The 24,954-nt window shown below is 45.5% G+C and carries 26 protein-coding genes, 1 riboswitch and 1 other annotated feature; all 26 genes read left to right on the top strand.

Translation table 11 applies throughout. The annotated features are described in order from the left end of the window. Positions 1 to 15: 15 nt before the first annotated feature. A complete protein-coding gene (locus DCC85_RS11500; RefSeq protein WP_325048421.1) occupies positions 16 to 1,497 on the top strand; it encodes a response regulator in 1,482 nt (493 codons plus the stop codon). A 23-nt stretch (positions 1,498 to 1,520) separates the two neighbouring features. Then, a complete protein-coding gene (locus tag DCC85_RS11495) occupies positions 1,521 to 1,796 on the top strand; it encodes a hypothetical protein (protein ID WP_108465714.1) in 276 nt (91 codons plus the stop codon). A 61-nt stretch (positions 1,797 to 1,857) separates the two neighbouring features. After that, positions 1,858 to 2,937, top strand: coding sequence for an AI-2E family transporter (locus tag DCC85_RS11490; protein WP_108465713.1), 1,080 nt, complete (start codon positions 1,858 to 1,860; stop codon positions 2,935 to 2,937). Between the two features lie 108 nt (positions 2,938 to 3,045). Beyond that, positions 3,046 to 3,534: a hypothetical protein gene (locus DCC85_RS11485; protein ID WP_108465712.1), complete on the top strand. Its 489-nt coding sequence runs from the start codon at positions 3,046 to 3,048 to the stop codon at positions 3,532 to 3,534. A 276-nt stretch (positions 3,535 to 3,810) separates the two neighbouring features. Beyond that, complete coding sequence (locus DCC85_RS11480) at positions 3,811 to 4,458, top strand: TVP38/TMEM64 family protein (RefSeq protein WP_108465711.1); 648 nt, start codon at positions 3,811 to 3,813, stop codon at positions 4,456 to 4,458. Positions 4,459 to 4,623: 165 nt separating this feature from the next. Continuing rightward, entirely contained in the window at positions 4,624 to 5,577 is a 954-nt protein-coding gene (locus DCC85_RS11475) for a DUF2167 domain-containing protein (protein ID WP_108465710.1), read from the top strand. A 137-nt stretch (positions 5,578 to 5,714) separates the two neighbouring features. Further along, positions 5,715 to 6,623 (top strand): aldo/keto reductase, encoded by a 909-nt coding sequence (locus DCC85_RS11470; protein WP_108465709.1) that lies wholly within the window; start codon positions 5,715 to 5,717, stop codon positions 6,621 to 6,623. Between the two features lie 50 nt (positions 6,624 to 6,673). Further along, the gene (locus DCC85_RS11465; RefSeq protein ID WP_108465708.1) at positions 6,674 to 6,889 is read left to right on the top strand and encodes a helix-turn-helix domain-containing protein; all 216 of its coding nucleotides are present in this window, start codon (positions 6,674 to 6,676) and stop codon (positions 6,887 to 6,889) included. A gap of 51 nt (positions 6,890 to 6,940) precedes the next feature. After that, positions 6,941 to 7,684 carry a response regulator transcription factor gene (locus tag DCC85_RS11460; RefSeq protein ID WP_108465707.1) on the top strand — a complete coding sequence of 248 codons (744 nt, stop codon included), beginning with the start codon at positions 6,941 to 6,943 and terminating at the stop codon, positions 7,682 to 7,684. Further along, the gene (locus tag DCC85_RS11455; RefSeq protein WP_108465706.1) at positions 7,681 to 8,847 is read left to right on the top strand and encodes a sensor histidine kinase; all 1,167 of its coding nucleotides are present in this window, start codon (positions 7,681 to 7,683) and stop codon (positions 8,845 to 8,847) included. The genes DCC85_RS11460 and DCC85_RS11455 overlap by 4 nt, the downstream gene beginning before the upstream one ends. A gap of 29 nt (positions 8,848 to 8,876) precedes the next feature. Then, the gene (locus DCC85_RS11450) at positions 8,877 to 9,656 is read left to right on the top strand and encodes an ABC transporter ATP-binding protein (protein WP_108465705.1); all 780 of its coding nucleotides are present in this window, start codon (positions 8,877 to 8,879) and stop codon (positions 9,654 to 9,656) included. Further along, positions 9,631 to 10,989: an FtsX-like permease family protein gene (locus DCC85_RS11445; protein WP_108465704.1), complete on the top strand. Its 1,359-nt coding sequence runs from the start codon at positions 9,631 to 9,633 to the stop codon at positions 10,987 to 10,989. Before DCC85_RS11450 ends, DCC85_RS11445 begins: the two co-directional genes overlap by 26 nt. A gap of 37 nt (positions 10,990 to 11,026) precedes the next feature. After that, a riboswitch (purine riboswitch) is annotated at positions 11,027 to 11,126 on the top strand. An 81-nt stretch (positions 11,127 to 11,207) separates the two neighbouring features. Further along, the gene (locus DCC85_RS11440; protein WP_108465703.1) at positions 11,208 to 12,416 is read left to right on the top strand and encodes an MFS transporter; all 1,209 of its coding nucleotides are present in this window, start codon (positions 11,208 to 11,210) and stop codon (positions 12,414 to 12,416) included. A 233-nt stretch (positions 12,417 to 12,649) separates the two neighbouring features. Beyond that, on the top strand, positions 12,650 to 13,402 hold the full coding sequence (locus DCC85_RS11435; RefSeq protein WP_108465702.1) for a GTP pyrophosphokinase: 753 nt from the start codon (positions 12,650 to 12,652) through the stop codon (positions 13,400 to 13,402). 192 nt (positions 13,403 to 13,594) lie between these two features. Next, on the top strand, positions 13,595 to 15,322 hold the full coding sequence (gene poxB / locus DCC85_RS11430; RefSeq protein WP_108465701.1) for a ubiquinone-dependent pyruvate dehydrogenase: 1,728 nt from the start codon (positions 13,595 to 13,597) through the stop codon (positions 15,320 to 15,322). A gap of 100 nt (positions 15,323 to 15,422) precedes the next feature. Next, positions 15,423 to 17,087 (top strand): ribonuclease J, encoded by a 1,665-nt coding sequence (locus DCC85_RS11425; protein ID WP_442789488.1) that lies wholly within the window; start codon positions 15,423 to 15,425, stop codon positions 17,085 to 17,087. Positions 17,088 to 17,627: 540 nt separating this feature from the next. Then, on the top strand, positions 17,628 to 18,059 hold the full coding sequence (locus DCC85_RS11415) for a MerR family transcriptional regulator (RefSeq protein ID WP_108465698.1): 432 nt from the start codon (positions 17,628 to 17,630) through the stop codon (positions 18,057 to 18,059). Further along, positions 18,040 to 18,411: a carboxymuconolactone decarboxylase family protein gene (locus DCC85_RS11410; protein WP_108465697.1), complete on the top strand. Its 372-nt coding sequence runs from the start codon at positions 18,040 to 18,042 to the stop codon at positions 18,409 to 18,411. The genes DCC85_RS11415 and DCC85_RS11410 overlap by 20 nt, the downstream gene beginning before the upstream one ends. Before the next feature lie 86 nt (positions 18,412 to 18,497). Continuing rightward, positions 18,498 to 19,208, top strand: a complete 711-nt coding sequence (locus tag DCC85_RS11405; protein WP_108465696.1) for a metal-dependent hydrolase — start codon at positions 18,498 to 18,500, stop codon at positions 19,206 to 19,208. 135 nt (positions 19,209 to 19,343) lie between these two features. Next, complete coding sequence (locus tag DCC85_RS11400) at positions 19,344 to 19,952, top strand: alpha/beta hydrolase (RefSeq protein WP_108467828.1); 609 nt, start codon at positions 19,344 to 19,346, stop codon at positions 19,950 to 19,952. Positions 19,953 to 20,093: 141 nt separating this feature from the next. Continuing rightward, complete coding sequence (locus DCC85_RS11395) at positions 20,094 to 20,702, top strand: TetR/AcrR family transcriptional regulator (protein WP_234414145.1); 609 nt, start codon at positions 20,094 to 20,096, stop codon at positions 20,700 to 20,702. A 34-nt stretch (positions 20,703 to 20,736) separates the two neighbouring features. Continuing rightward, positions 20,737 to 21,438: a YqeB family protein gene (locus DCC85_RS11390; protein ID WP_108465694.1), complete on the top strand. Its 702-nt coding sequence runs from the start codon at positions 20,737 to 20,739 to the stop codon at positions 21,436 to 21,438. A gap of 65 nt (positions 21,439 to 21,503) precedes the next feature. Then, positions 21,504 to 21,671 carry a hypothetical protein gene (locus DCC85_RS22970; protein WP_159081855.1) on the top strand — a complete coding sequence of 56 codons (168 nt, stop codon included), beginning with the start codon at positions 21,504 to 21,506 and terminating at the stop codon, positions 21,669 to 21,671. A 259-nt stretch (positions 21,672 to 21,930) separates the two neighbouring features. Next, positions 21,931 to 22,686 carry an N-acetyltransferase gene (locus DCC85_RS11385; RefSeq protein ID WP_108465693.1) on the top strand — a complete coding sequence of 252 codons (756 nt, stop codon included), beginning with the start codon at positions 21,931 to 21,933 and terminating at the stop codon, positions 22,684 to 22,686. Between the two features lie 94 nt (positions 22,687 to 22,780). Then, a complete protein-coding gene (locus DCC85_RS11380) occupies positions 22,781 to 23,254 on the top strand; it encodes a DinB family protein (protein WP_108465692.1) in 474 nt (157 codons plus the stop codon). A gap of 140 nt (positions 23,255 to 23,394) precedes the next feature. Next, positions 23,395 to 23,617, top strand: a binding site (T-box leader). 70 nt (positions 23,618 to 23,687) lie between these two features. After that, positions 23,688 to 24,947, top strand: a complete 1,260-nt coding sequence (gene tyrS / locus DCC85_RS11375) for a tyrosine--tRNA ligase (protein ID WP_108465691.1) — start codon at positions 23,688 to 23,690, stop codon at positions 24,945 to 24,947. Positions 24,948 to 24,954 lie beyond the last annotated feature (7 nt).

Genomic DNA, 24,954 nt, shown 5'->3' with positions numbered 1-24,954 from the left:
TCTTGCTTAAGACGAATGGAGATCAATCGCCTATATCGTGAATCTCAAACCATGAATGAAGAGCTCCAGGTGCAGACCGAGGAGCTTCAATCACAGGCTGAAGAATTACAGGCCCAGACGGAAGAGCTGACGATGCAGGCTGAAGAGCTTCAAATTCTGAATGAACGGCTTGAAGTGCAGAAGGCCGAGGCCGAGGAATCGGCGAACAGCCTTGATCGGCTGGCGAAGGAGCTGGAGAAGAGCTCAAATTACAAATCGGAATTTCTGGCCAATATGTCCCATGAGCTGCGCACTCCGCTGAACAGTATGCTTATTCTGTCTCAAATTCTTGCTGAGAATCAAGGGGGGCGGCTCTCTGAGGAGGAAAAAAACTACGCTTCCATCATTCATAGCTCGGGTGAAGACCTGTTGAATCTGATTAATGATATTCTGGACCTCTCGAAGGTAGAGGCAGGGCAGATGAGCGTGGAGAAAAATGCGGTGGCGGTAGTGGAACTGCCGAATATCCTGAGGAATTATTTTCAGGCAACGGCCGACAATAAGCACCTTAGCTTTGGGATTCACTGTGCTGAGGATGTACCTGAGATCATCTACACGGATGAGCAGCGCCTGCTGCAAATTCTCAAAAATCTTCTGTCCAACGCGTTTAAATTCACGCATCAAGGTGAAGTATCATTAACAATTGCACGGATCAGGAATCCCAAGCTTCAAGGAATTGAGATCGAAGGGGAGGCTCTCTCCTTCAAAGTCAAAGACTCGGGCATAGGCATTGCTGCAGAGCACAAGGAAGGAATCTTTGAGGCCTTCCGTCAGGCGGATGGGGCTATCTCCAGAAAATATGGCGGAACAGGACTCGGCCTGTCCATCTCTCTGAATCTGACCCGTCTGTTAGGAGGCGAGCTGAGCGCAGAAAGCGAGGAGGGCGTTGGCAGCACCTTTACCTTACTTCTTCCTGTAAATGCGCCCTATACCCCCATGAGAAGCTCGGAGGAATCACTCATGGCGCTTGCTGAGGTTGCGGCAGCAGAGGAGGCAGCCACTTCTGTATCGGCTGGGCTCGAAATATCAGGCCTAGAAGGGGGAGGATTGGATCAGGGATATGAGATTTTGCAGGGGAAAACCGTCCTAGTCGTTGACGATGATATCCGAAATGTATATGCACTGACGACGGCCCTTGAGAAATTCAAGATGCAAGTGCTTATTGCTCAAAATGGCTATGAGTGTCTGGAGGTACTTACTAAAGAGAAGGTAGACATCGTCCTGATGGATATTATGATGCCGGAGATGGACGGCTATCAGGCGATGCAGGAAATTCGAAGTACCCTCCAATTATCCGAGCTGCCGATCATTGCTTTGACGGCCAAAGCGATGAAGGAGGACCGGGAGAAGTCCATAGCTTCCGGAGCTAATGATTATGTCAGCAAGCCGCTGGATTTGGAGCATGTCTTGAAGCTCATGAAGGTCTGGCTTGATGAATCTAATATTACGCTCTCCTAGAGAGAGCCAGAAGGAGAATAGGAATGAATATCACCATTACGAATGCGACAATGACAATAGAAGCGGAGGGTTCCTTTCTGGGGAGTACGGTTTTTACGGTTGAAGGACATGATGTTCCTTACGAGATCACGTTCTTCAGTAAGAACGGGAAGGATTGGGACTATAGTCTTCATTTCTTTGACGAATCAGGCGATGAGGACAAGATGCTTCTTGTAGATGAATATATTGAAGGCGATAACGATTCTTTTGATGACTTGCTTGATGCTGCGATTGATACAATGCCTGGAGAAGGGGAGTAATCCCCTTTTTATCGTTATTAATTCGCTGACTAGGATGCGTAAAGGTTAAGGAGGGGTATCTATGCCACAGAAGCCTTTTTACCGAATATCACTGGCTATCATCATGGTTCTAACGATTGTCTATCTGCTGCACAAGGTCAGCTTCGTGTTTAACCCGCTGGTGACCATTGTCTCCATCCTCATAGTTCCGGTTAGTGTATCTGTATTTTTATACTATCTGTTAAGACCCGTAGTGCATTATCTGGACAAGAAAAATGTGAAGCGCATGCTCTCGGTTCTGTTGATTTATTTGGTTATCATCGGCCTGCTTACCGTATTCTTTATCGTGGTCTGGCCGCCTCTGAGAAATCAGATTCAGCAATTTATCAATAATGTGCCGAACTTGATTAACGGGCTCAGTGCTCAATTTAATGAAATCCAGAAAAGCAAATATTTCGCAATGATTAACAACGGCTCAGAGATTACCAGCAAAATAACGGAGTACATTAATGAAGCTGTATCCATGCTTACTGCGTCCTTGACACACTTCTTCTCTTTTATTAGCGATTTCTTTATTGTGGTGGGGACTGTACCGATTATTCTTTACTATTTATTAAAAGAAGACGGGAACATATCGCCCGCTCTCCTGCGGATGGTTCCCTCCAAATTCCGCAAGGATGGCAAGCAGGTATCTGAAGAAATTGACCATGCGCTCAGCGGATTTATCGCCGGAAGAATTATCAGCTCGTTTCTCTTGGGATTGCTCAGCTTTATCGGCTTCCTGATTATCGGGCTTCCTTATCCGCTGATGCTTGCGCTCGTGTGTGCTATATTTAACTTTATCCCGTATTTCGGACCGATCCTAGGCGCTATTCCTTGTGTGATCGTTGCCTTTACAGAATCTACAACCATGGTGCTCTGGGTCATTGTAGTGGTATTTGTGGCCCAGCAGATTGAAGGAAACTTGATATCACCGTATATTTACGGGAAGACCATTAATATCCATCCGCTAACTACGGTGGTCTTGATCTTGATTGCCGGTGATATTGCCGGGATTCTTGGTATGTTGCTCGCGATCCCACTGTATATGATGGCTAAAATCCTAGTGGTGAAGATTTATCATATTTTCCTGTCCGATAAAGTCGAGGAAATAGTGGACTGATCCCGTATAGGGTGAAAAAGTGACAGATATCATATCCCCTCCTTGTTTTTTTAAGAGATGATGGAATCAAGATATCGCTTTCCATTACTCTATCGGAGGTCGATGAGCATGTCATTTGTCGCCAAGGGCGGTAAATTTATTTATGCATGGAGCATGATCGGGTCCGACGGTAGCTTCTACCTGCCGGAGCAAGCCCTGCAGGAATATCATATTCAGCCGGGAACCCCTATTATTCTCATGTCCGGGCGTAACACGTCAAGGGGATTTAGTGTTGTATGTAAGGAGCTTATCGGGAATTCACCGTTAGCAACCATTTTTGCTAATGTCCCCCAGCTCATGAACTTCTCTGTGGAAGAGGGTCGTGTTCTGAAATTCAAAGAGCGCTTGTTCTGCTGGGTTCATCTAAACCATGACCGAATCTTCCACCTTCCATTGAAGTCGCTAAAGCAATTTGGACTTGCCCCCGGTGATAAGCTGCTTTGCCTGCGTACTTGTCATCTTTCATTCTCTTGTCTGAGCGAAGGGCCTTATGTGGAGAGGGCAGAATCAGTGGGAGATATTAAGATTTATAACGCTTTACATGAAGCAGACAGATGATCGCTATATATCATTACACCGGCCGATCGGACTCCGATCGGTTTTTTTGTACGGTTTCAGGTATTTGACGATAAGGAAGAGGATGGTACTAAGGTGATCCTCAAGCCTTAATCGTTATATGAGAGGGCAGCTTTCGTTCTGCTGGATGAAAGCTGCCCTGTTCAATGGGTATAATTGTCTTGCTAAAAGGATGTCAAATCCGTTACTTTTAGGTTAATATATAACTATATACATAATTATAATTAATGCGGTTGTTATAGAGGAGTAGATCATACCATGGGGAATTATATTGATGAGGGGCTTGATTGGCTTTTGAGCACCCTTCAGCTTGACGGTTACGCCGTTCTCATGATCACGCTCCCACTTGCCGTGATTCAGGCTTTTCTAGGCATTTATCCGTTTGCGGCATTGATTATGCTTCATATTTCCGCGCTGGGCTTAGGCAGCGGGCTGCTTGTCAGCTGGGGCGTCGGAATTATCTCAACACTGATTGTATACTTGGTGTTTGAACGTTTTTTCTCTGAATGGTTTCAGCGTAAATGGCTGAACAAGCTAAAGCGCTATTCAAGGTGGCAGAGCTATATGGACCACTACGGGATTTGGGCACTGATCGTGTTGCGAACTCTGCCAATCATGCCGAATAACCTGGTTTCTTTTATGGCGTCTGTATCTTCCATCCGGTTTCGGGGTTACGTTTGGTCAAGTGTGTGGGGGATGCTGTCCCACATTTGGTTGTTTGGTATCTTAAGCTCGACCGTTTTGGCACCACAGGTTAATGTAGCTGTATTGATCATGTCCTACGTCATTTTTTGCGGGTTAATGCTGGCGGTTTTTGCCGTTCAGCAGGTTTTCTTTGTCAAGCAAATGCGTAAAAAAGTGGATGGCCCATCAGTCTCAGAACCCCCGCAGAGTATTGCAAAATAAACCATGTAAAGAAAAGGACGTCTATAACAGATGTCCTTTTTTTATGGGTCTGAAGTCGTATTTTGTTGCATTACCGAAATAAAGCTTGAATTTTGTGATAAGATGTGGAAGGCAAATTTTAACTTCAAAAGGAAGGTTTGAATTACATTGATTAGTAGAGGGAAGATGTATAAGAAGGCAGGAGCTGTATTACTTCTCAGCGCAGCGCTATTATGGACAACCCACCCGTCCAGTACGTATGCGACTGAAGGGACAAGCAATATCTCAGGCTCCCAGACAGAGTCTCAAGCCGAATTGAATTGGATTGATGGGACTGGGCAGGAAGTCAAAGTTGGAGATTTAGCAAAGCTTAAGCTTGATCCTGATTTTCTATTCTTGAACGGTGCTGATGCACAGACCCTTCAACGGCAAAATGGCGGCAATCCAACAGGACTTGAAATCGGGGCTGTGTTCCCGAAATCCGAGGATGCCGTTTGGGGACTTTTTTTCGAATATGAAGAGCCAGGGCATGTGGAAGATAGTGAAAAGGATGACATTGATGCCGATGCATTGCTGGAAAGCTACAAACAGGGTACCGAAGAGGCGAACAAGACATTAACGCCTGAAAATCAACTATTTATAGATGGCTGGGATACACCGCCCAAATATGATGATCGGACGCACAATTTGAGCTGGTCACTGCTTGGACATGATTCGACACAACATAAACTGATCAACTACAATGTCCGTCTTCTTACACGTGAGGGATACATATCAGCCATTCTCGTCTCCGATCCGGAGCATCTAGCTGCAGACCGGGCAACCATGGAGAGCAAGATATTAAGCAATTTCTCCATTGTAGAAGGTCAGCGTTATCAGGATTTCAATAAATCTACAGATAAAAAAGCCAAGTACGGCTTGACAGGATTGATACTCGGAGGCGCAGGCTTGGTAGTTGCCAAGAAGACCGGCTTGCTGGCCATGATTTTGCTGGCCCTGAAGAAGGTATGGTTTGTAATTATTGCGGGGATTGTGGCCCTTTGGAAATTCATCTCGTCCGGAATTAAGAAGAAAAAACAGGCAAGGCACCAATATGATCAGCCGGATACCCCACCTGAGGATCGAATGGAAATAAGGTAAGTAGGAGGAAGACGTTCACATCGTGAGCGTCTTTTCTAATTTTCTCATAATGCTATTGGCGAAGCGTTGACCAAGCTTCCTGATTTATCTACAATTTAACTACAAAACTAGAGATGCGCAGAAAAGAGGCTAAAACAATGAATAAGAACCGTCTGGGAAGCTCAGATTTATGGATATCTGAGGTAGGGCTTGGATGCATGTCCCTTGGAACCGATATGGAATTTGGAACTAAACTTATCCATCAAGCGATGGATCTCGGCGTCAACTTCTTAGATACAGCCGATTTGTATGACAGCGGACGCAATGAAGAGGTTGTGGGCGAGGCCATTCGCGGAAGAAGGCAGGATGTTGTGATCGCTACCAAGGTTGGGAATCGTCGAATTCCCGGAAGGGAAGGCTGGGTATGGGACCCTTCCAAGGACTATATCCTGAATGCCGTGAAGGAAAGCTTACGCAGACTTGGGACAGATTATATAGATCTGTATCAGCTTCATGGCGGCACACTGGATGATCCTATTGATGAGACCATTGAGGCTTTTGAGCAGCTGCAGAAAGAAGGGCTTATTCGGTATTACGGTATCTCCTCCATACGCCCCAATGTCATAAGGGAATACGTAAGCCGTTCGCGGATCGTAAGTGTAATGAACCAATACAGTCTGCTGGACCGCCGCGCCGAGGAAGAAGTTCTGCCGCTCCTTGAGAAAAACGGCATCGGGCTTATCGCCAGAGGACCGCTTGCAGGCGGCAGATTAGCGGGAACTGGAGAAACAAAGGTTCAAGACGGTTATTTGGATTACAGTTCTGAAGAGCTGAAGCAGGTTCGCTTGCAGCTAAGAGAACTTGCAGGTAGCCCGGAAGATATGGGAACTATAGCTATTCGTTACAGCCTCCAGCATCCTGCTGTTGCTGCTGCCATTCCAGGAGCGAGCTCTGTGAATCAGCTGCTGGATAATATCCGCGCAGCAAAGCGGGGCACCTTAACGGAGACGGAATATTCGAAGCTTCAGAGCATTAGTAAGCCTAATCAATACGAGAACCATCGTTAGCAGCAGGCTTCCTCGCGAAGCTCCAGCTGCCAAGAAGGGAGGTACTAATCTTGAAATACGAGCTAGGATCATGCCTGCTTCAGCAGAGGCTCGGCCAAGCGGGCTTATCCATCCAAGCGCTGGCAGCGGAGCTCAAGATCAGGCCGGAGCGCTTGATGGATTATATGGAGGACCGCAGGGTGATGCCGTTAAAGACAGCCCTTTCAATTGCGGCTACACTGAACTGCGATCCCTCCGACCTGTATGAATTAATTCCCCAGCAGTAGTGCTAGGGATACGCGATGAACGAACAAATGGGAGCATGGAGGTACCGATAAATGTACCGGATTTATATCGTGGAGGATGATGTCAAAATCCGTACGATTCTTAAGAAGACGCTGGAGAAATACGGGCTAGAAGCTTTGACGGCGACTGGTTTCAAGGAATTGATGCCCGAACTGATAGAATATGATCCGCACCTGGTGCTGCTGGATATTAATCTGCCTTACTACGATGGGTATTACTGGTGTAGGCAAATTCGCGCACGTTCGAATTTGCCCATTATCTTTCTCTCAGCACGATCTGGAGAGATGGATCAGGTCATGGCGATTGAGCATGGCGGGGATGATTATATCACGAAGCCAATTCGGCTGGAGCTTCTGATCGCTAAAGTTAAAGGTGTCCTTCGCAGGGCATATGGGGAATATGCCAAACAGATGAATGAGGCCTATGAGAAGACTTCGGAGTTATCCCTCAATATGGTGGAGGCCGCTGGGCTAAGACTCGATTTAGGGCGAAATGAACTGCATTTCCAGGGCTCTCTAGTTACCCTAACCCAAAATGAACAGCTGCTAGCCCGATGCCTCCTTGAACGTTACGCGAGCATTGTCTCCAGGGAGAAGCTTCTGGAATGCTTATGGAACGATACTCAATTCGTCGACGACAATACACTAACCGTTAACGTTACTCGTCTCCGCAAGAAGCTAGAAGAGATTGGACTGCCTCATGCCATTGTTACTGTCCGCGGCCAGGGGTATAGGCTGGATGCTGAAGATCCTGGAAGACTAGGGACTGCGCCATGAGAAAACGAACTGCTTATCGGTTTGTTAAGGATCGCTTAGGCTATCTCCTGCTTAGCGTAATCCTGTCAGGATTGGGAGTGGGACTGCTGCTGCTAGAGAGATTGAGAACCTCTACCGGCATAGAGAAGGGCACGATGATTTACTATGGAATCTTATGCATTCTAATAATCATCGCCTGGTTCTCTATGGATTATATTCGGCATCGAAGGTATCTTGGGCAGCTTGAGCTGGCCGTTAGGGATAAGGAAAGCTTGCCAACCGTGATTGGGCTCAGTGCCCCTGTCTCACATGAGCAGCATCTTGTCGTCCAGCTGATGAAGCAGCAGCACGCTATTTATCTGAGCGAATTAGGGAGATATCGAAGAGAGCAGGAGCTTCACAACCACTTTGTGCTCCAATGGGTACACCACATGAAGACACCTGTATCTGTCATAGACCTCTTGGCTCAGGAGGGTGAACAAGAAAGCTTGTTAACCGAGCAGGAGCAGAAGGAGTTGTTTAGGAACCTCCAGGAAGAAACAGACCGATTAAATCATGGTCTAGAGCTGATGCTCCATACAGCAAGGCTTGGTAAGTTTGAAATGGATCTTCGGCCATCTACCATCGCGCTTCATGACCTAATACGGAAGACAGTGAATACATATAAGCATTTGTGCATTCGTCATAGCATTTTCCCGGAGATTCAAGGCCAAATGTGGGTGCAGAGTGATGTAAAGTGGCTGACTGTTGTACTTCATCAATTGATCAGTAATTCAATAAAATACAGCAAGAGCAAGCCGGGTGTAAAACAGTTACAATTTCGATTGTTTGCTGCAGTTGCAGACGGCACCAAATCTCTGGAGGTTGTTGACAACGGTATTGGGATAGCAGCACATGACCTGCCAAGAATCTTTGATGCCTTTTTTACAGGGGAAGATCGCCATGAGTCCGGAGAATCTACAGGTATGGGCCTTTATTTGGCCAAACAGGCTTGCAGCCGATTGGGACACGGGCTTACGGCCGAATCGGAGAGGGGAGCCTGGACGAAAATGACCGTTCTTTTTCATGGTCAGACTTTTCCGGAGAACGGAAGAAGAGAGGAAAGTGACAGAAACGTAAGGAAGTTTGCAAGGAATATCGATGAGTCCTTCCCGGGTAACCATGATAAGGTGGAGAAGAGCTAGTCATTACAGCGATCGGGAGGTTCACTCACTTGAACGTTATACTACAGGCACAGGCACTTAGTAAATATTATAATTCCAGAGGAAATGTCATTTACAGAGCATTGGATGATATTGATCTCACGATTGAAGCCGGTGATTTTGTTGGGGTTATGGGTCCTTCGGGCAGCGGAAAGACTACCTTGCTTAATCTGCTAGCAGGCCTTGATGAACCGACATCAGGAAAGATTGAGGTCAATGGGATGGAACTCAGTCTATTAAGCGATCAAGAGCTTGCCCTTTTTCGCCGCCGGGAACTGGGATATATTTTTCAAGATTTCAATCTGCTGGATACTCTGTCTGTAAAAGAAAATATTATTCTTCCTCTCGTCCTTGAAGGGTTGCCTCCACAGGATATAGAGTATAGCTTACAGCCCTTGCTTCACAGCTTACGCCTTGAACAGCTTGTGGATAAGCGGACCTATGAAATTTCAGGAGGGCAAAAGCAGCGAGCCGCGATTGCAAGGGCTGTTATTCATAACCCTTCTTTGCTATTGGCAGATGAGCTGACAGGTAATCTTGATTCCAGAGCAGCCAAAGAAGTTATGGAATCCCTTAGAAGCATGAACGAAGCAAAGCAGGCTACGATACTCTTGGTGACCCATGATCCTTTCTCAGCCAGCTATTGTAAAAGAATTCTGTTTATCAAGGACGGCCGTTTATTCTCTGAAATTCGCAGAGGCGTAAATCGGCAGGCTTTTTACCAGCAGATTCTGGACTGCTTGAGTGTATTGGGAGGGAATTTTGATGACGTTCCGTTCACTGGCGCTTAGCAGTATCAAAGGAAATCTAAGAGCCTACAGCGCATTTTTTATGAGCAGCGGGTTTTCAGTAATGCTATTCTATATTTATGCATCATTTATTGAACACCCTGCCGTGATCAGGGGCGAGATTATCGCCGCAAATCAGATTAGGACGGCCATGCGGCTATGTGAGTACATCATCATTATATTTTCGGTTCTATTCATGATATATTCGAATTCCGCCTTTCTGAAGACCAGAAAAAAGGAGTTCGGACTCTACAGCTTATTTGGGATGACACGCCAGCAGCTTCGTCGGTTTATCTTCCAAGAGAGTATGATAATAGCTACTATGGCTATAGTCCTCGGAACAGGGCTTGGAATCTTATTCAGCAAGCTGTTTTATATGGGCTTGGCAGTTCTTCTGGACATGAATCAGCCGATACCGTTCATAGTGCCGCTTCGGGCGGTAGTCCTTACGATTGCTTGCTTTCTTATGCTGTGCCTTTTGGTTTCAGCAGGCAATGCTATCAGCGTAGGTAGGACACAAATTCTGGACCTGTTAAAGGCCAGCGTTAAATCAAAATCTCGATTCGTATACTCCAGGCCGCTCGCCGTATTGTCCGTAGTGTGCTTAGCAGCCGGATATACGCTTGCATTGACAATTCAAGTGAAATATTTCGAATACACAGCGTTTCTGGTGTTGATGCTGGTGCTTCTAGGGACTTATCTGTTGTACACCCAGTTAAGCACAGGGGTGATACAGTTCATTCAGCGGCGGTATTCGCTGTATTACCATCGCATCAATATGGTGCTTGTTGCGCAGCTCGGATACAAGCTTAAGGACTACGCGCGTATGCTCTTTATCGTGTCGGTCATGAGCTCTGTTATTCTAACATCGTCGGGTGCGATGTACCTCCTGTGGCGGTCCGTTCAATTTGACGGTTACCGAACCCAATATGAAAATCCACAATCGTTATTATCGCTCACCCTATTTATTGGGATGTTTATTAGTTTTCTGTTCTTCATTGCTGCGGGAAGTATCATTTATTTCAAGCAGTACACTGAGCTAGAAGAGGACCGTAGACAATTTCAGGCGCTTATTCGGATGGGCATGACCCTATCTGAGGTACGAGGCTTGGTACGAATGCAAATGGGTATAATCTTCTTTCTTCCTTGTGCGGTAGGGATTCTAAATTCTTTAGTAGCCATGTGGGCTATGGATAGGCTGCTCTCTTTGTCCAACTGGGGTTATTCCCTTGTGATTATTGGAATTTATTTGTTAATGCAGGGGACTTACTATACTTTAACCTGCAAGGATTATACGAGAAGTGTCTTGCAGGGATCCACGTTGGCCAGCAAATAGGGTTGACCTTTTAGTAGCTATCCTATAAAATGCAACTTGTGCAATTTCATACGACGTCTGTATAACCTCAATAATATGGTTTGAGGGTCTCTACCAGGAACCGATAAATCCTGATTACAAGCGAAAGTGTATTCTTACCTTCCCTTGTAATCAGGATTTTTTTTGTATCGACGAGTACAGCAGACGTTAATATTTAACTAAATAAGGAGCAATCGGTCATGAATCTTAAAATTTTCGTATTGACCATAGCCACGTTTACGGTAGGCTTGGTCGAGTTGATTATTGGCGGTGTTCTGCCTATGATTGCAGGCGACTTAAATGTCTCACTAAGCACAGCAGGACAGCTGATTACCATTTATGCGCTTGTGTATGCAATATCCGGTCCAACACTGCTTGCCGTCACCGGAAGAGTGGAACGGAAGAAGCTTTACTTATGGTCCATGCTAATTTTTACAGCAGGTAGTTTGCTGGCCGCATGGAGTCCTAATTATGCCGTATTGTTCGCCACAAGAATTATTACCGCAGCCAGCGGCTCGTTGATTGTTACTCTCTCTTTAACGATTGCCGTCAAAATCGTGCCAAAAGAATTTCAGGCCCGTGTCATTGGCATTATCTCCATGGGAGTCAGCTCTTCCATCGTGCTCGGGGTTCCCTTGGGGGTCGTAGCAGAGGATTATCTTGGCTGGAGGATTCTATTCCTGATCATTGGCCTGCTAACTCTGGTAGCCATGGTCACTATACATCTATTTTTAGGGAAAATTCTAACAGAACAAAATGTGCCGCTTAAGTCTCAGCTCTCCTCTTTAAAGGACGTCAAAATTATAAGCGCACATCTGGTCACCACCTTAACGCTTGCTGGCCACTATACGCTGTATGCTTACTTTACTCCGTTTCTTGAGAGTACGATGCATCTGAATGCCTTCTGGATCAGTGCAGCCTATTTCGTATTCGGCCTCGCTGCGGTCAGCGGCGGATTGATTGGCGGCGTATTGTCCGACAAGCTTGGCAGCCGTAAGAGTATCTTAATCGTTGTGGGAGCATTCATTGCCGTCCTCTTCCTGCTGCCGCTCTCAACACAGAGTAAACTGTTGTTTACTGTGGTGCTCTTTATTTGGGGGGTTCTCAGCTGGGCGCTGTCCCCGGCGCAGCAAAGCTATCTTATTCAAAACGCTCCGGGCTCCTCGGATATACAGCAAAGTTTTAATTTCTCGGCCCTCCAAGTGGGGATTGCCGTCGGATCGGGCCTAGGCGGTGTCGTGATTGATCACTCGTCCTCTATTCAGAGCAATGCTTGGGTCGGCGGGGGATTGATGATTCTTGCTTTCCTATGTGCGATCTACTCTCTTACGAGACCGGCAAAATTAAAAAGGAGCACACAAAAGCACGAAAGCCTTGAGCACCAGCAGATGACAGGTACAAGCATCTAAGATTAATTTTGCGGGAATAATTCATTTAGGGCAGTCGTATCCACAACTTGATGGATAGGCTGCTTATTTTTTAAGATCAGAATGAACATCCTTAATGATTTGCATTAGAACTATATACGCGTTAAAGTAAAATTAAGACTTCAGGACCCTTCTCCAAGGAGGAGGTCTCTTATGACCCGTACATACGATCCTAACCAGGAGCTTACTCGAACACAAGGAAGGAAATCAAAATCATGAAAACACCTCAAATTGAACAGATCAAGACGATGAGAAACGAAATTGTCCGCTTTATGATGAAATACAAGTTCGCACTTGATGAAATTGAGACGAAAATTGAAATTCTAAAGGAAGAGTTCCACTCGCTGCATGATTATAGTCCGATTGAGCATACCAAATCCAGACTGAAGTCTCCTGAGAGTATTATGAAGAAGCTGATGCGGAAAAAATGCGGCTTCTCCTTAGAAGCTATTGAGCAGGAAATTCACGATATTGCAGGCCTTCGGATCACATGTTCCTTCATTTCTGATATTTATCAGGTTAGTGAGATGTTGCAGAAGCAAAACGACCTTAAGGTATTAAAGGTCAAGGATTACATCAAGAATCCTAAGCCGAACGGTTATCAAAGCTTGCATTTGCTTGTTGAAGTGCCTGTCTTCTTGTCAGACCGGGTGGAGCATGTATGTGTGGAAGTCCAAATCCGCACGATTGCCATGGATTTCTGGGCCAGTCTGGAGCATAAGATCTTCTATAAATATAATCAGGAGGTTCCTGAGAACCTGCTTCGTGAGCTTAAGATGGCTGCTGACTCTGCGAATGCGCTCGATCATCAGATGGAGCGTCTGCATCGTGAGATTAAGCAGATTAAGGATGCACAGCAGGAGCAGGAGCTTCAGGAGCTTCGCCGTATTACCATAAGCGATCGGGAGTTCCATGTTCCGGCCGCACTGCTTGACATGTTTAGTGTCGACAGTGAACCAAGAGAATAAAAAAACTACATTATTATCATTCAAAGGACGAGGCCGCTAACAGCTGTTAGCGGCCTTGCTGCGTCTCGGACGCAATTGTCAGAGGGGTTCATTTGTGTAATTGTTTAATACTTTGGAGCAATGGGTATTAGAATTGTTAAATTGTAGAATGGTGATAATACTGACAACCTTAATAAGAAGGAGAGCGTCCAGATGAAAACAACAATTGCGGATCAAGTTCTAGAAGCTTTACTAAATGCCGGAGTCAAACGCATCTACGGGATTGTAGGTGATTCGCTTAATGCCATACTGGATTCGATCCGCCGATCGGAACAAATTGAATGGATTCATGTTCGTCATGAGGAGGTAGCTGCTTTTGCAGCCGGTGCGGATGCAGATCTTACAGGCAGTATTGCAGTCTGTGCAGGCAGCAGCGGCCCCGGTAATATGCACTTGATCAACGGGCTATATGATTGTCATCGCAACCGGGTCCCTGTACTAGCCATTGCCGCTCATATTCCGAGTGATGAATTCGGCAGTGATTACTTCCAGGAGACCCATCCTGAGAGGCTGTTTCAGGAATGCAGCCATTTCTGTGAAATCATCACGACGCCTAGGCAGATGCCGCGTACGTTAACGATGGCAATACAAACCGCGGTTGCCCGCTCTGGGGTGTCAGTAATCATCCTGCCAGGGGATGTGGCCGCGCTTAATGCCTCTGACCAGCCTGTTCCGGAACATGTGTACCATGTGACCAAGCCGGTGGTTCAGCCTTCGGATTCGGAGATCCGGAAGCTGGCAGACTATTTGAATCAAGACAAAAAAATCACTCTTCTCTGCGGTTCCGGCTGCGCAGGTGCTCAGGCACAGTTAATGGAGCTCTGTGATCGATTGAAATCACCCATGGTGATCGCACTACGAGGTAAGGAACATTTAGAATATGATAATCCTTACCTTGTTGGTCTGACAGGACTGATTGGGTATTCTTCGGGCTACCACGCGATGATGGATTGCGATATTCTGCTAATGCTGGGCACCGATTTCCCTTATCGACAGTTCTACCCGGAGCATGCCATTAAGCTTCAGGTCGATCTTCAGTCCTCACACTTAGGGCGCAGGACGAAGCTTGACCTCGGATTATGCGGAGATGTGAAAGCCACAATAGAAGCATTGCTGCCTCATCTCACCACAGAGCATAGCAGCAAGCATCTGGAGAAGTGTGTTGACAGGTATGCTAAAGTACGCAAGGACCTGGATGAACTGGCTGTTGGTAAGCCGGGTAGGAAGCCGATTCATCCTCAATATCTGACAAAGGTGATCAGTGATACGGCTGCTGAAAATGCGATCTTTACATGCGATGTTGGCACTCCAACAGTATGGGCGGCACGCTATCTTGAAATGAATCCCAGCCGCAGGCTGCTCGGCTCCTTTAATCATGGCACGATGGCCAATGCACTCCCGCAAGCGATTGGCGCACAAGTCTCCAATCCGAATCGGCTAGTGGTTTCCTTATCCGGTGATGGGGGACTAACGATGCTGATGGGGGATCTGTTGACCCTGAAGCAGCATCAGCTTCCGATCAAGGTCGTGGTATTCAATAATGGAGCTCTCGGCTTCGTAGAGCTGGAGATGAAAGCCGCCGGCTTCCTGGAATCGGGAACAGAGCTCGTGAATCCCAACTTTGCTAAGGTGGCAGAGGCAATGGAGATTAAGGGGATACGTGTCGAGGACCCGGCTGAACTTCCAGAAGCTATGAAGCAAGCCTTCGACCATCCGGGGCCTGTACTTGTTGATGTTGTAGTGAACCGCCAGGAGCTGTCACTTCCGCCGCGCATCAATTTGAAACAGGCGGAGGGCTTTACCTTGTGGATGATGAAGGCGGTGCTGAATGGCCGAGGGGATGAACTGATTGAACTGGCGAAAACTAATCTGCTGCGCTGAGTAATCCCTTTGATTAACTGGGAACATCCCCCAATGAATAAGTTTCCCTGGAAAATGAATACTAATGGTGAGACTTTACGGTTTTAAAGGGGGCGTAAGCTTGGGAAGTAAATTGCTTATCGCGGCTTTAGGCGGCGTCAATGAGATCGGGAAAAACATGTATTTTATTGAGTACGGCCAAGATATTGTGGTTATAGATTGCGGGTCCAAATTTCCTGATGAGAACCTGCCAGGTATCGATTTGATTGTCCCGGATATCACTTACTTGTTGGAAAACCAAGAGAGGGTCAGAGCGCTTATCGTGACCCATGGACATGAGGATCACATTGGCGGGATTCCTTATTTTCTTAAGCAATTGAATGTACCCGTATACGGGGCTCAGCTGACTCTGGGTCTCATTAAGATCAAATTAAAAGAGCATGGCATTCTTAGAGACGCGATGCTCCACGTCATCAATGCGGATTCAACCGTGGATTGCGGAGCAATACGTGCGACATTCTTCGCTACCAGTCACAGCATCCCTGATTGCCTTGGTGTCTTCTTCCAGACGCCGGAAGGCAATGTTGTGCATACTGGTGACTTCAAATTTGATATGTCGCCAGTGAGTGGACCCTATCCGGACTTACACCGGATGGCGGATATAGGCAAACAGGGGGTCAAGGTTCTATTATCAGAAAGCACCAATGCAGAGCGTCCCGGATTTACACCTTCTGAGCGTTTGGTGGGCGATCATATTCTTGATGCATTTGCCAGGGCCAAACAGCAGGTGTTCATCTCCACCTTTGCCTCCAATGTAAACCGGGTTCAGCAAATTATCGATGCGGCGGTGGAGACAGGCCGTAAGCTCGTCCTGCTTGGTCGGAGCATGGTCAATGTGGTTTCAGTGGCGCGCGATCTCGGTTATTTAAATCTTCCGGACAATTTGCTTATTGAGGCGGTGGAGACCGAGAGATATGCCTCGAATAAGATCGCTGTACTCTGTACAGGAAGCCAAGGTGAACCCATGGCTGCACTTTCACGGCTAGCTAGCTCCAAACATCCCAAGATTGAGATCCTCCCAGGGGATACGGTTATTATCGCTGCAGGAGCCATTCCCGGTAACGAACGTAACCTCGCCCATGTTATTGATAATCTTTATGCTCTGGGTGCCAAAGTGATATATGGCTCTGGCAGCTCAACAGGCATGCATGTCTCCGGACACGGAAGCCAAGAAGAGCTTAAACTAATGATGACTTTGATGAAGCCGGAGTATCTGATTCCGATCCACGGTGAATTTAGAATGCTGTATCAACACCGTCAGCTGGCGGAGTCTGTTGGAATCCCTGGTGAGAACGTATTTATCGTTAATAACGGGGATACGATCCAGGTAGAGGGCGGAAGGGCTTCTTTAGGCCGCAAAGTTGCTTCCGGCAACAGTCTTGTAGATGGCCTCGGCATCGGCGATGTAGGCAATATTGTACTGCGCGATCGTCGCAAGCTGTCTTCAGACGGGATGATCATCATTGTTACCACTTTAAGCAAAACGGAAAAGCATATGCTTGCATCACCCGAAGTGATTTCCAGAGGCTTTGTGTTCGTTAGGGATTCTGAAGAGCTGATGAATCAGATTCAGGAGAGGGTCTTATCGACCATGAATGAATTGACGGAGTTTGAGCGGAGTCAATGGAATCTGATCAAGCAGACGCTTAAAGACAACGTAGGTCAATATATTTACAGTCAGACAAAGAGAAGGCCGATGATTCTTCCAATCATTATTGAAGTTTAGGCAAAATAGAGTAGCGCCAGTCAAAAGAAAGCAGGCGCAATGGCTTCAGGCTGTCGAGTAAGTCTCGACAGCCTTCTTTTGCTGGAGAAAGCGGACAAGTATACCGACTTCTCCTTTATTAAGGATAAGGTTCGTCCCCTGCACTGTATAGATAACGGACGGCCATTGATTAGGTCGTTCTGTTTAAGATGATTTTTCTTCCACGTTGACTCAAAGAGACGCCTGCTTCTTTTTTGCAGATTTCCCCCATGCTTACCACCACTCTCAGAATATCCAGAAGACTTGTCATCGGCCAGTTCCGCAGTTGCTCCGACTTGACACGTGACAAATTGTCCTTTCCGTGATTCGAAACTTGGTTTTTGGGAAAGGTCGTGATCAAGCTTCTTCACGCTGTTCTTCAAAATCTGTCGGCAAGTCTTCGTTTGGTCTTCCATACCGATTACCACCGATAGCCAAAATCTCCAAAGAGATAGCTTGACTTAGAGTCAACTTAAAGGTGTAAGATGGGACCAAGTCGACAACAAAAAGGAGTTCCTTGAAATGAATATTAAAGAAGTTGCGGAAAGAACCGGACTTTCTGCACATACCATTCGATTTTATGAAAGAAGTGGGTTGATTCCAAAAATAAAGAGAAACGATAGCGGAATACGAGATTTTACGGATTCTGATGTGAACTTTCTTATATTTATGGTAACTCTCAAAAAAACAGGGATGTCCCTTGAAGATATTTTGGAGTTTACAAAAGAAGGCTGCATACTGGAACGTTTGGAATCCGGAGAGATGCCCAAAGAGCCAGTTAGCAAGCGACTTTCGATTCTTATGGATCATCAGAATAAGTTACTTGAACAACAACAAAATATTGAATTACTTATGAATGCCGTAGCTCAAAAAATTTCATTCTACGAAAAGTACATTGAGGGCACGGGTAAAATAGAAACGGAGGATTTTAAAGATGACGGAAAAAAGATATGAAGTCGGTTTACAATTCATGAATGAGGTTGTCGGAGAATCTGGAGGTCATACTCGTGACTTTTTGAAAGAAATTGCCCCAGATTTTGAACGTTTCTTAGTTGAATTTCCATTCGGTGACATCTACAGTCGGCCTAAATTGGATCTGAAATCTCGAGAAATTGCTACAATCGCTGCTTTAACAGCCCTTGGTTACGCAATCCCCCAACTGAAAGTACATATTAATGGTGCCTTAAAAGTTGGATGCACAAAAGATGAGATTTTAGAGATCATGATGCAAATGGCAGTCTATGCTGGTTTCCCCGCCGCTTTAAATGGATTGAATGCGGCTAAGGAAGTTTTTACAACTATATAGATTGAACTAAAGTTACATTGAACTTTCTATTCTCACGGCCTAATATGGCCCTCCTATATAGAAATTTATAAAAGGGGAACATCCACATGTTAAACCGGAATATTTCTTTTACTTGGCTTGGTTTTGGCGGATTTTATATAAAAACACCCGGAAATAAAGAAATACTTATTGATCCATGGATTAAAAACAATCCTTCCTGCCCCGAGACGATTAAAAACATTCAAAAAGTTGATTACATTTTACTCACACATGCACATCGAGATCATGCAGAAGATGCTGTTTGGCTTGCGCAAACGACAGGTGCCATAGTATTGGCAGGCTGGGAATTGGCATTTATTCTCCAGAAAAAAGGTGTCAAAAATGTTGTTGCGATAAATAAGGGCGGAACTCGAAAATTAGGAGACATTGCAATTACTGCTGTACATGCAGACCATTCTTCGGCTTTCGTTGATGATGATCAGATTATCTATGGTGGGGAGCCGATGGGGTACGTAATCAAATTCGAAAATGGATACACGGTCTATCACGCTGGGGACACCAACGTATTTGGCGATATGGCTCTAATTGCGGAATTATACGATCCAGAGCTGGCATTATTGCCAATTGGCGATGTCTTTACGATGTCCCCTCGAGAGGCGGCCAAGGCAGTCCGCCTTCTAAATATAAAACATGTAATCCCGACACATTTTGGCGGATTTGATTTTTTAACCGGTCGACCAAGCGAACTTTCTGCTCTGCTTTCTGATATTGAAGATTTAACGGTTTATGATATATGTCCTGGTGATACCATTCAGTAAAACTAGGTTAGTAGCGGGATTTTCCCCGGTGCTAGAAGATAGGAACTATAATTGAATAACAAAGTCATGAAGGGAAATTGTATTTCCGTATTGAATCTAGACAATAACTATAGAAACTTAGGGAGTGAGTATGCGGTGACTAATACTGGTTCTAATAGGATTTCTTTTAAATTGATAGAACAACAAGAAGAAAGTAATCATTTAGTTATTGTCTTACCAGGGGCTGGTTACACAACACAAGCTCCCTTGTTACACTTTACAACAAAGTTATTTTACACTAAAGGTTTTGATGTCCTTCACATGAACTACACCCTTAGCAAGCAAGAGGTATCTGTTCTAAGTGAAGACGATTTCGCAAAAGATGTAGAATTTACTATCGACAATGCAATCAAGAACAAGAAATACTGTAATTATTATGTAGTGGCAAAATCAATAGGGACGATAACTTTGGGCTATCTGCTTAATCACACAAGGTTGAAGGAAGCAAAAGTAGTATGGTTGACTCCATTGCTTCAAAGAAATGATGTATTTAACGCAATGGTTAACAATAGCAATAAAGGACTCTGTATAATTGGAGATAAGGATCGTTGTTACATTGTGGACCGTTATGAGAAATTGAAAAGCAATCAAAATATGAAATTAAAAATGATCGACGGTGGAAATCACAATTTAGAGCTTGATGGAGAACCCATTAAATCTATCGAAGTGTTAAAAAATATAATCTCTGTGATTGATGAGTTTTAAATTACTACTGGGCAAACGGGCTTGCATCATGCAAGTCCGTTTTTTTTGCGTTATTGACTGCCATAATCATCCATGCTACGATTTTATTGAATGAGCAATCAAATTATTGAACGTGCTTTTAACTATAAGGAGTGTTCTGATTTGAACGACAAGGCAAAGCCATCATTCATTGCAGGTGCAAGACGGGAACAAATTATTGAAGCAGCGATAAAAACCCTGGATGAGATTGGATATGTAAAGACCAGTCTGTCACAAATAGCTAAGCGAGCCGGTATTAGTACAGCTCTGATCTCATATCATTTTTCTGACAAACATGATCTGATGGACCAGTTGCTCACACGGCTGATTGAAATGTCCACGGCTTACATTAAGGACAGTGTCAGCAGAGAACAAAACTCCCAAGCTCAATTGGATGCATTCATTAGAGCTAGTCTCACCTACCAACATACATATCCTGAACGCAGCACAGCCCTGGTGGAGATTGTGTTTCATGTCAGGACTTCCGATCATGTTCCTTATTATAAATTGCAAGACGATTCGGAAGATGAGCAGATGGCTTTGCTTAGGAGCATCTTAAGTGAAGGACAGAAGAAGGGGGAATTCGGCTCATTTCATATTGATGTGCTGGCCAGCTTTATTCAAGGAGCGATTGGAGAATATATGCTCCATACAGGAATCACTAAGAAGGTCAGTTTAGAAGTTTATGCGACACAGCTCATTCACATCGTGAATAGAGCCATGCAATGTTAAAAATTCATAATATTCAAAGCGAAGGTGATATGATATGTCTGCACCGAAAACATACCCTGACTCATCCGCCACCATTGTAGGTTTTACTAAATCTGCATTGATTATGATGTATGGCGGACTGGGAGTCGTTGGTGCTGTAATCGGTTATTTTATTCCTAGTCTAGCCAAGTGGCTCTTAAATCTCCCCTGGTTTCCGTTTGAAGGTCCGCTGAAGCTTATCCGTAAGTTTGATGGACCATGGCTGCCCTTTATCCTCGGTGCGGTGGGGTTAATTATTGGAGTTATTCTAGCTTATATTGTAGCTAAAGAGACCCTTCGAATTATCCTATCGGATGCCAGTGTTAGACTGGTGATTGGGGACTATACACAGGACATCCTAAGAGAAGAGATGGGGAGCGTATTTTTGGATAAAAAGCATCTCGTTATCTTGGGGAGAAATGGGTTCGAGCTTGCGAGAGAGCAAAGCGATGAGTCTGCCAATAAAGTTGCAGAAGCCTTCAAGAGGCATGGTTACCCTTGGCTGGATTCCGGTGATCCCTATAAGGAAGAATTCTGCCGTTGGGTGCCGGAAACTCCAGATTTGCCTGCGGCTGCTAACGCTCTCTTGAAGGCACGCGAGTCCGCACTGAAGAAGGACGAGGCGGAGGATATCCGCGACTTACGGCGGGAACTGGCGAAGCTGGGCTACATTATACGTGATGAGAAATCGCGGCAATTCTGGCGTAAGGCACAATAAATAGGATTTGCATGGAAAGCCTGAATACAGGATAAACTAAGCATAAAAAGGAGGGGATATATCAAGTGCCCTATGATCAAAGACCAGATGAAACAGACGGAGATCCGAATACGATCTATGAGGACACGCGCATTCATAATGCAAAGCGCACGTATCCTCTGCCAACTCAAACTCGTTATACCACTCAGCCTACGGAAGAAACCAACGGGTTGGATGAGACAAAACGCACCTGAATTTAGCCTGACCCAGAGGGAGGAACCGTACAAAAATACGGTTCCTTTTTTGCGTTTTTTTTACTCTACTTGTAAAACAAAAAAATAGTTGTAGTCCCAAAGATTGGTTTTTAAATGGCGCTGAACATGATAAAGTAATAACAGAGATTTTGAGTTGAAGTACGTCAAATTTACATAGAACATTGAGCAGCTTTAGAATTCAATTAGTAATTGAAGTTTTATTTATGTTGAACTTAAGTCGAAGGAGAGGCATACAATCATGACTTATTTGCAAATTACGAAGGAGAATATCGATAGAGAACATATATGCTGCGCACTGGGGGCCAAGCAGTACGAAGACGCGGTACGCGAGAAGAAGCAATGGCTAAGCGATCGAATGGAGGAAGGGCTCAAATTCTATCGGCTTGATGACAGGGCCAAGGTATTTATCGAGTACTTGCCTGCTGAGAGAGCATGGGTACCCATCGACGCTCCGAATTACATGTACATTGACTGCCTTTGGGTTTCAGGACGGCATAAAGGTAGCGGGCACAGTAGAAACCTGCTGGATCAATGTATTCAGGATGCGAAGAAGGCGGGTATGGACGGTATCGTCCATTTGTCCAGTAAGAAGAAGATGCCTTATCTGAGTGACAAGCGCTATCTTGAGCACATGGGCTTCACGGTAGTGGATCAAGCCGGTCCTTATTTCGAACTTTTGGTTCTCAAATGGAATGAGCAAGCGCCGAACCCCTCTTTTAAAGCATCGGTTCATGGAAGGGCAAGCTCAGATCAGGGCATTTTCATCTACTATACTGCTCAGTGCCCATTCGCTATAGGTGTGCTAGAGGATTTGCGTCAAGTGGCAGAGGCCAAGGGAGTTCCTTTTCAGACGCAGCGCATCACCACAAGGGAAGAGGCCCAGCAATCTCCTGCCATATGGACAACGTTCAGTCTGTTCTATAACGGTAAATTCGTGACGCATGAAATTATGAGTGCAGGTAAATTTGAGAAGCTGCTTGAGAAGTCTTGGTAATCGTAAGAAGCAGTTATGCGACAGACTCAGGGCAGCAACTGTTTAGCGCTAGTATCTTCACGTGAGGATTAACGTTAAAGGAGAGAGTGATAAGATGACTAATGAATTAACATCACTGCTGACTACGTTTGAACAATGGGCTCTATTTTGCGAGGATTTGAAAGGGTTAAATGAAGCACAATGGGCCTCAAGTCTGGAGCCGGGAAAATGGTCTATCAAGGACATTGTCGCCCACATGATGAGATGGGACAAATACTTTTACGATACAGCCATTGCAAAAATAGCTGCTGGGGAAGGCTTGACGCTTCAGCATTTGAAATATGATGACTTTAATAAGGAAGCTGTGGATTATGCAGCAAACGTTTCTACCGATGAATTGATCCAGCAGGCGATCGATATCCGGATGAAGATCATTCATGAAATCAGCGTCATGCCAGAAGAGGTCATCGCGCGAAAATATACGGATGCCGATGGTAATGAATTCAATATTCCGCAGTACCTGCAAGACTTTATTTGGCATGACCGTCATCATATGGTTCCACTCCAGCAACACCTGCAGGCCAGCTGATCTCTTAAGGCGACTACACCTCTGTTTATTAAGCCGATTGATTTGTAGATATCTGAACGCTTCTTCACTCATTATTAGATTAGCTTCAAGCGGTTGACAATGATTTTAGCGCTGGGCTATACTATCTGTAATCTTATAGGTGATATGCAATGAAGGAGACAGTAGCGGCTTTGTCCCTGTTATAGAAAGTCAGGGGTTGATGGAACCTGATACACACAAATGCTGTGAATTACACTCTGGAGCTACTTGGGTAATGCCAAGCGGATGCAAGCGAACGATACCTCGCAGAAAGTGGCATGATAAGTCTTGAGGGCTGATCATGCAATTTGGGTGGTAACACGGTTAACCATAATCGTCCCTTTTGTCTTAATAAGACTGGGGACGATTTTTTATTTTTATAAACCAATAGATGACTTAGAAGGAGTTGCCTAAATTGAACATTATTGATGAACTGGAATGGCGCGATGCCATTAACCAACAAACCGATGCAGAGGGCCTGCGGGAACTGACAAGTACCAAGTCGATTTCCCTATATTGCGGGGTTGACCCAACGGGGGACAGCATGCATGTCGGACACTTGATTCCGTTTATTATGCTGAAGCGATTCCAGCTGGCAGGACACCGTCCTGTCATCTTGATTGGGGGAGCAACAGGAACCATTGGGGACCCAAGTGGCCGGCAGACTGAGCGTTCGCTGCAGACTCTTGAGCAGGTGCAGGAGAATGTGGCAGCCTTGACGGCACAGATGAAGAAACTTTTTGTTACAGACGGAGATAACCAGGTCCGCATGGTGAATAACTATGACTGGACACATCAAATCAATGTCATTGAATTCCTGCGTGATTACGGCAAGAACTTCAGCATCAACACGATGCTGGCCAAAGATGTTGTATCCAGCCGACTGGATAGCGGCATATCTTTTACTGAATTCTCCTATCAAATTCTTCAATCTATCGATTACCTGCATCTGTACCAGCATGAAGACGTGCAGCTGCAGATCGGTGGATCAGACCAGTGGGGGAATATCACGAGCGGACTGGATTTAATCCGTAAAAAGGAAGGCAATGAGGCCAAAGCCTTCGGCCTGACCATACCGCTTATGCTGAAGTCTGATGGCACCAAGTTCGGCAAATCTGCCGGCGGAGCCATTTGGCTGGATCCGAAGAAGACGACGCCGTATGAATTCTACCAATTCTGGGCGAACACCGATGACCGTGATGTGGTGAAATATTTGAAATACTTCACCTTCCTGGATCGTGAGCAGATTGAAGAGCTGGCTCACAAGGTGGAGACTGAACCGCACAAACGTGAAGCTCAGAAGGCTCTTGCCGAGGAAATGACGAAATTCGTGCATGGCGAAGAGCGGCTTGAGCAGGCTAAGCGCATTACGGCTGCACTATTCAGCGGTGACATTCGCTCTCTATCTGCAGAGGAAATCGAGGAAGGCTTCAAAGAGATGCCAACCTATACTGCGGGGAAAGAAAGCAAGAACATTGTAGATTGGCTGGTGGATCTCGGCATTGAGCCGTCCAAACGCCAAGCACGCGAGGACATTAACAGTGGGGCGATCTCTATGAACGGAGAACGTGTGAGCGGACTGGATGCTGAAGTCACTCCTGATGATGCCATCGGAGGACAATTCATCATCATTCGGAAGGGCAAGAAGAAATACAGCTTGGTAAAGCTGGTTTAATAGCGAT

Source organism: Paenibacillus sp. CAA11 (genome assembly GCF_003060825.1).
GTDB lineage: Bacteria > Bacillota > Bacilli > Paenibacillales > Paenibacillaceae > Fontibacillus.
This window is presented reverse-complemented; position numbering and strand designations above follow the sequence as displayed.

What these genes read in the sequence shown, in the direction of transcription:
- DCC85_RS11495 (WP_108465714.1), top strand. Translation starts at nt 1,521, where the DNA reads ATGAATATCACCATTACGAATGCGACAATGACAATAGAAGCGGAGGGT.
- DCC85_RS11480 (WP_108465711.1), top strand. Translation starts at nt 3,811, where the DNA reads ATGGGGAATTATATTGATGAGGGGCTTGATTGGCTTTTGAGCACCCTT.
- DCC85_RS11460 (WP_108465707.1), top strand. Translation starts at nt 6,941, where the DNA reads ATGTACCGGATTTATATCGTGGAGGATGATGTCAAAATCCGTACGATT.
- DCC85_RS11405 (WP_108465696.1), top strand. Translation starts at nt 18,498, where the DNA reads ATGTTAAACCGGAATATTTCTTTTACTTGGCTTGGTTTTGGCGGATTT.
- DCC85_RS11385 (WP_108465693.1), top strand. Translation starts at nt 21,931, where the DNA reads ATGACTTATTTGCAAATTACGAAGGAGAATATCGATAGAGAACATATA.
- DCC85_RS11380 (WP_108465692.1), top strand. Translation starts at nt 22,781, where the DNA reads ATGACTAATGAATTAACATCACTGCTGACTACGTTTGAACAATGGGCT.
- DCC85_RS11445 (WP_108465704.1), top strand. Translation starts at nt 9,631, where the DNA reads ATGACGTTCCGTTCACTGGCGCTTAGCAGTATCAAAGGAAATCTAAGA.
- DCC85_RS11440 (WP_108465703.1), top strand. Translation starts at nt 11,208, where the DNA reads ATGAATCTTAAAATTTTCGTATTGACCATAGCCACGTTTACGGTAGGC.
- DCC85_RS11435 (WP_108465702.1), top strand. Translation starts at nt 12,650, where the DNA reads ATGAAAACACCTCAAATTGAACAGATCAAGACGATGAGAAACGAAATT.
- DCC85_RS11490 (WP_108465713.1), top strand. Translation starts at nt 1,858, where the DNA reads ATGCCACAGAAGCCTTTTTACCGAATATCACTGGCTATCATCATGGTT.
- DCC85_RS11485 (WP_108465712.1), top strand. Translation starts at nt 3,046, where the DNA reads ATGTCATTTGTCGCCAAGGGCGGTAAATTTATTTATGCATGGAGCATG.
- DCC85_RS11415 (WP_108465698.1), top strand. Translation starts at nt 17,628, where the DNA reads ATGAATATTAAAGAAGTTGCGGAAAGAACCGGACTTTCTGCACATACC.
- DCC85_RS11475 (WP_108465710.1), top strand. Translation starts at nt 4,624, where the DNA reads ATGTATAAGAAGGCAGGAGCTGTATTACTTCTCAGCGCAGCGCTATTA.
- DCC85_RS11455 (WP_108465706.1), top strand. Translation starts at nt 7,681, where the DNA reads ATGAGAAAACGAACTGCTTATCGGTTTGTTAAGGATCGCTTAGGCTAT.
- DCC85_RS11410 (WP_108465697.1), top strand. Translation starts at nt 18,040, where the DNA reads ATGACGGAAAAAAGATATGAAGTCGGTTTACAATTCATGAATGAGGTT.
- DCC85_RS11390 (WP_108465694.1), top strand. Translation starts at nt 20,737, where the DNA reads ATGTCTGCACCGAAAACATACCCTGACTCATCCGCCACCATTGTAGGT.
- poxB (WP_108465701.1), top strand. Translation starts at nt 13,595, where the DNA reads ATGAAAACAACAATTGCGGATCAAGTTCTAGAAGCTTTACTAAATGCC.
- DCC85_RS11500 (WP_325048421.1), top strand. Translation starts at nt 16, where the DNA reads ATGGAGATCAATCGCCTATATCGTGAATCTCAAACCATGAATGAAGAG.
- DCC85_RS11470 (WP_108465709.1), top strand. Translation starts at nt 5,715, where the DNA reads ATGAATAAGAACCGTCTGGGAAGCTCAGATTTATGGATATCTGAGGTA.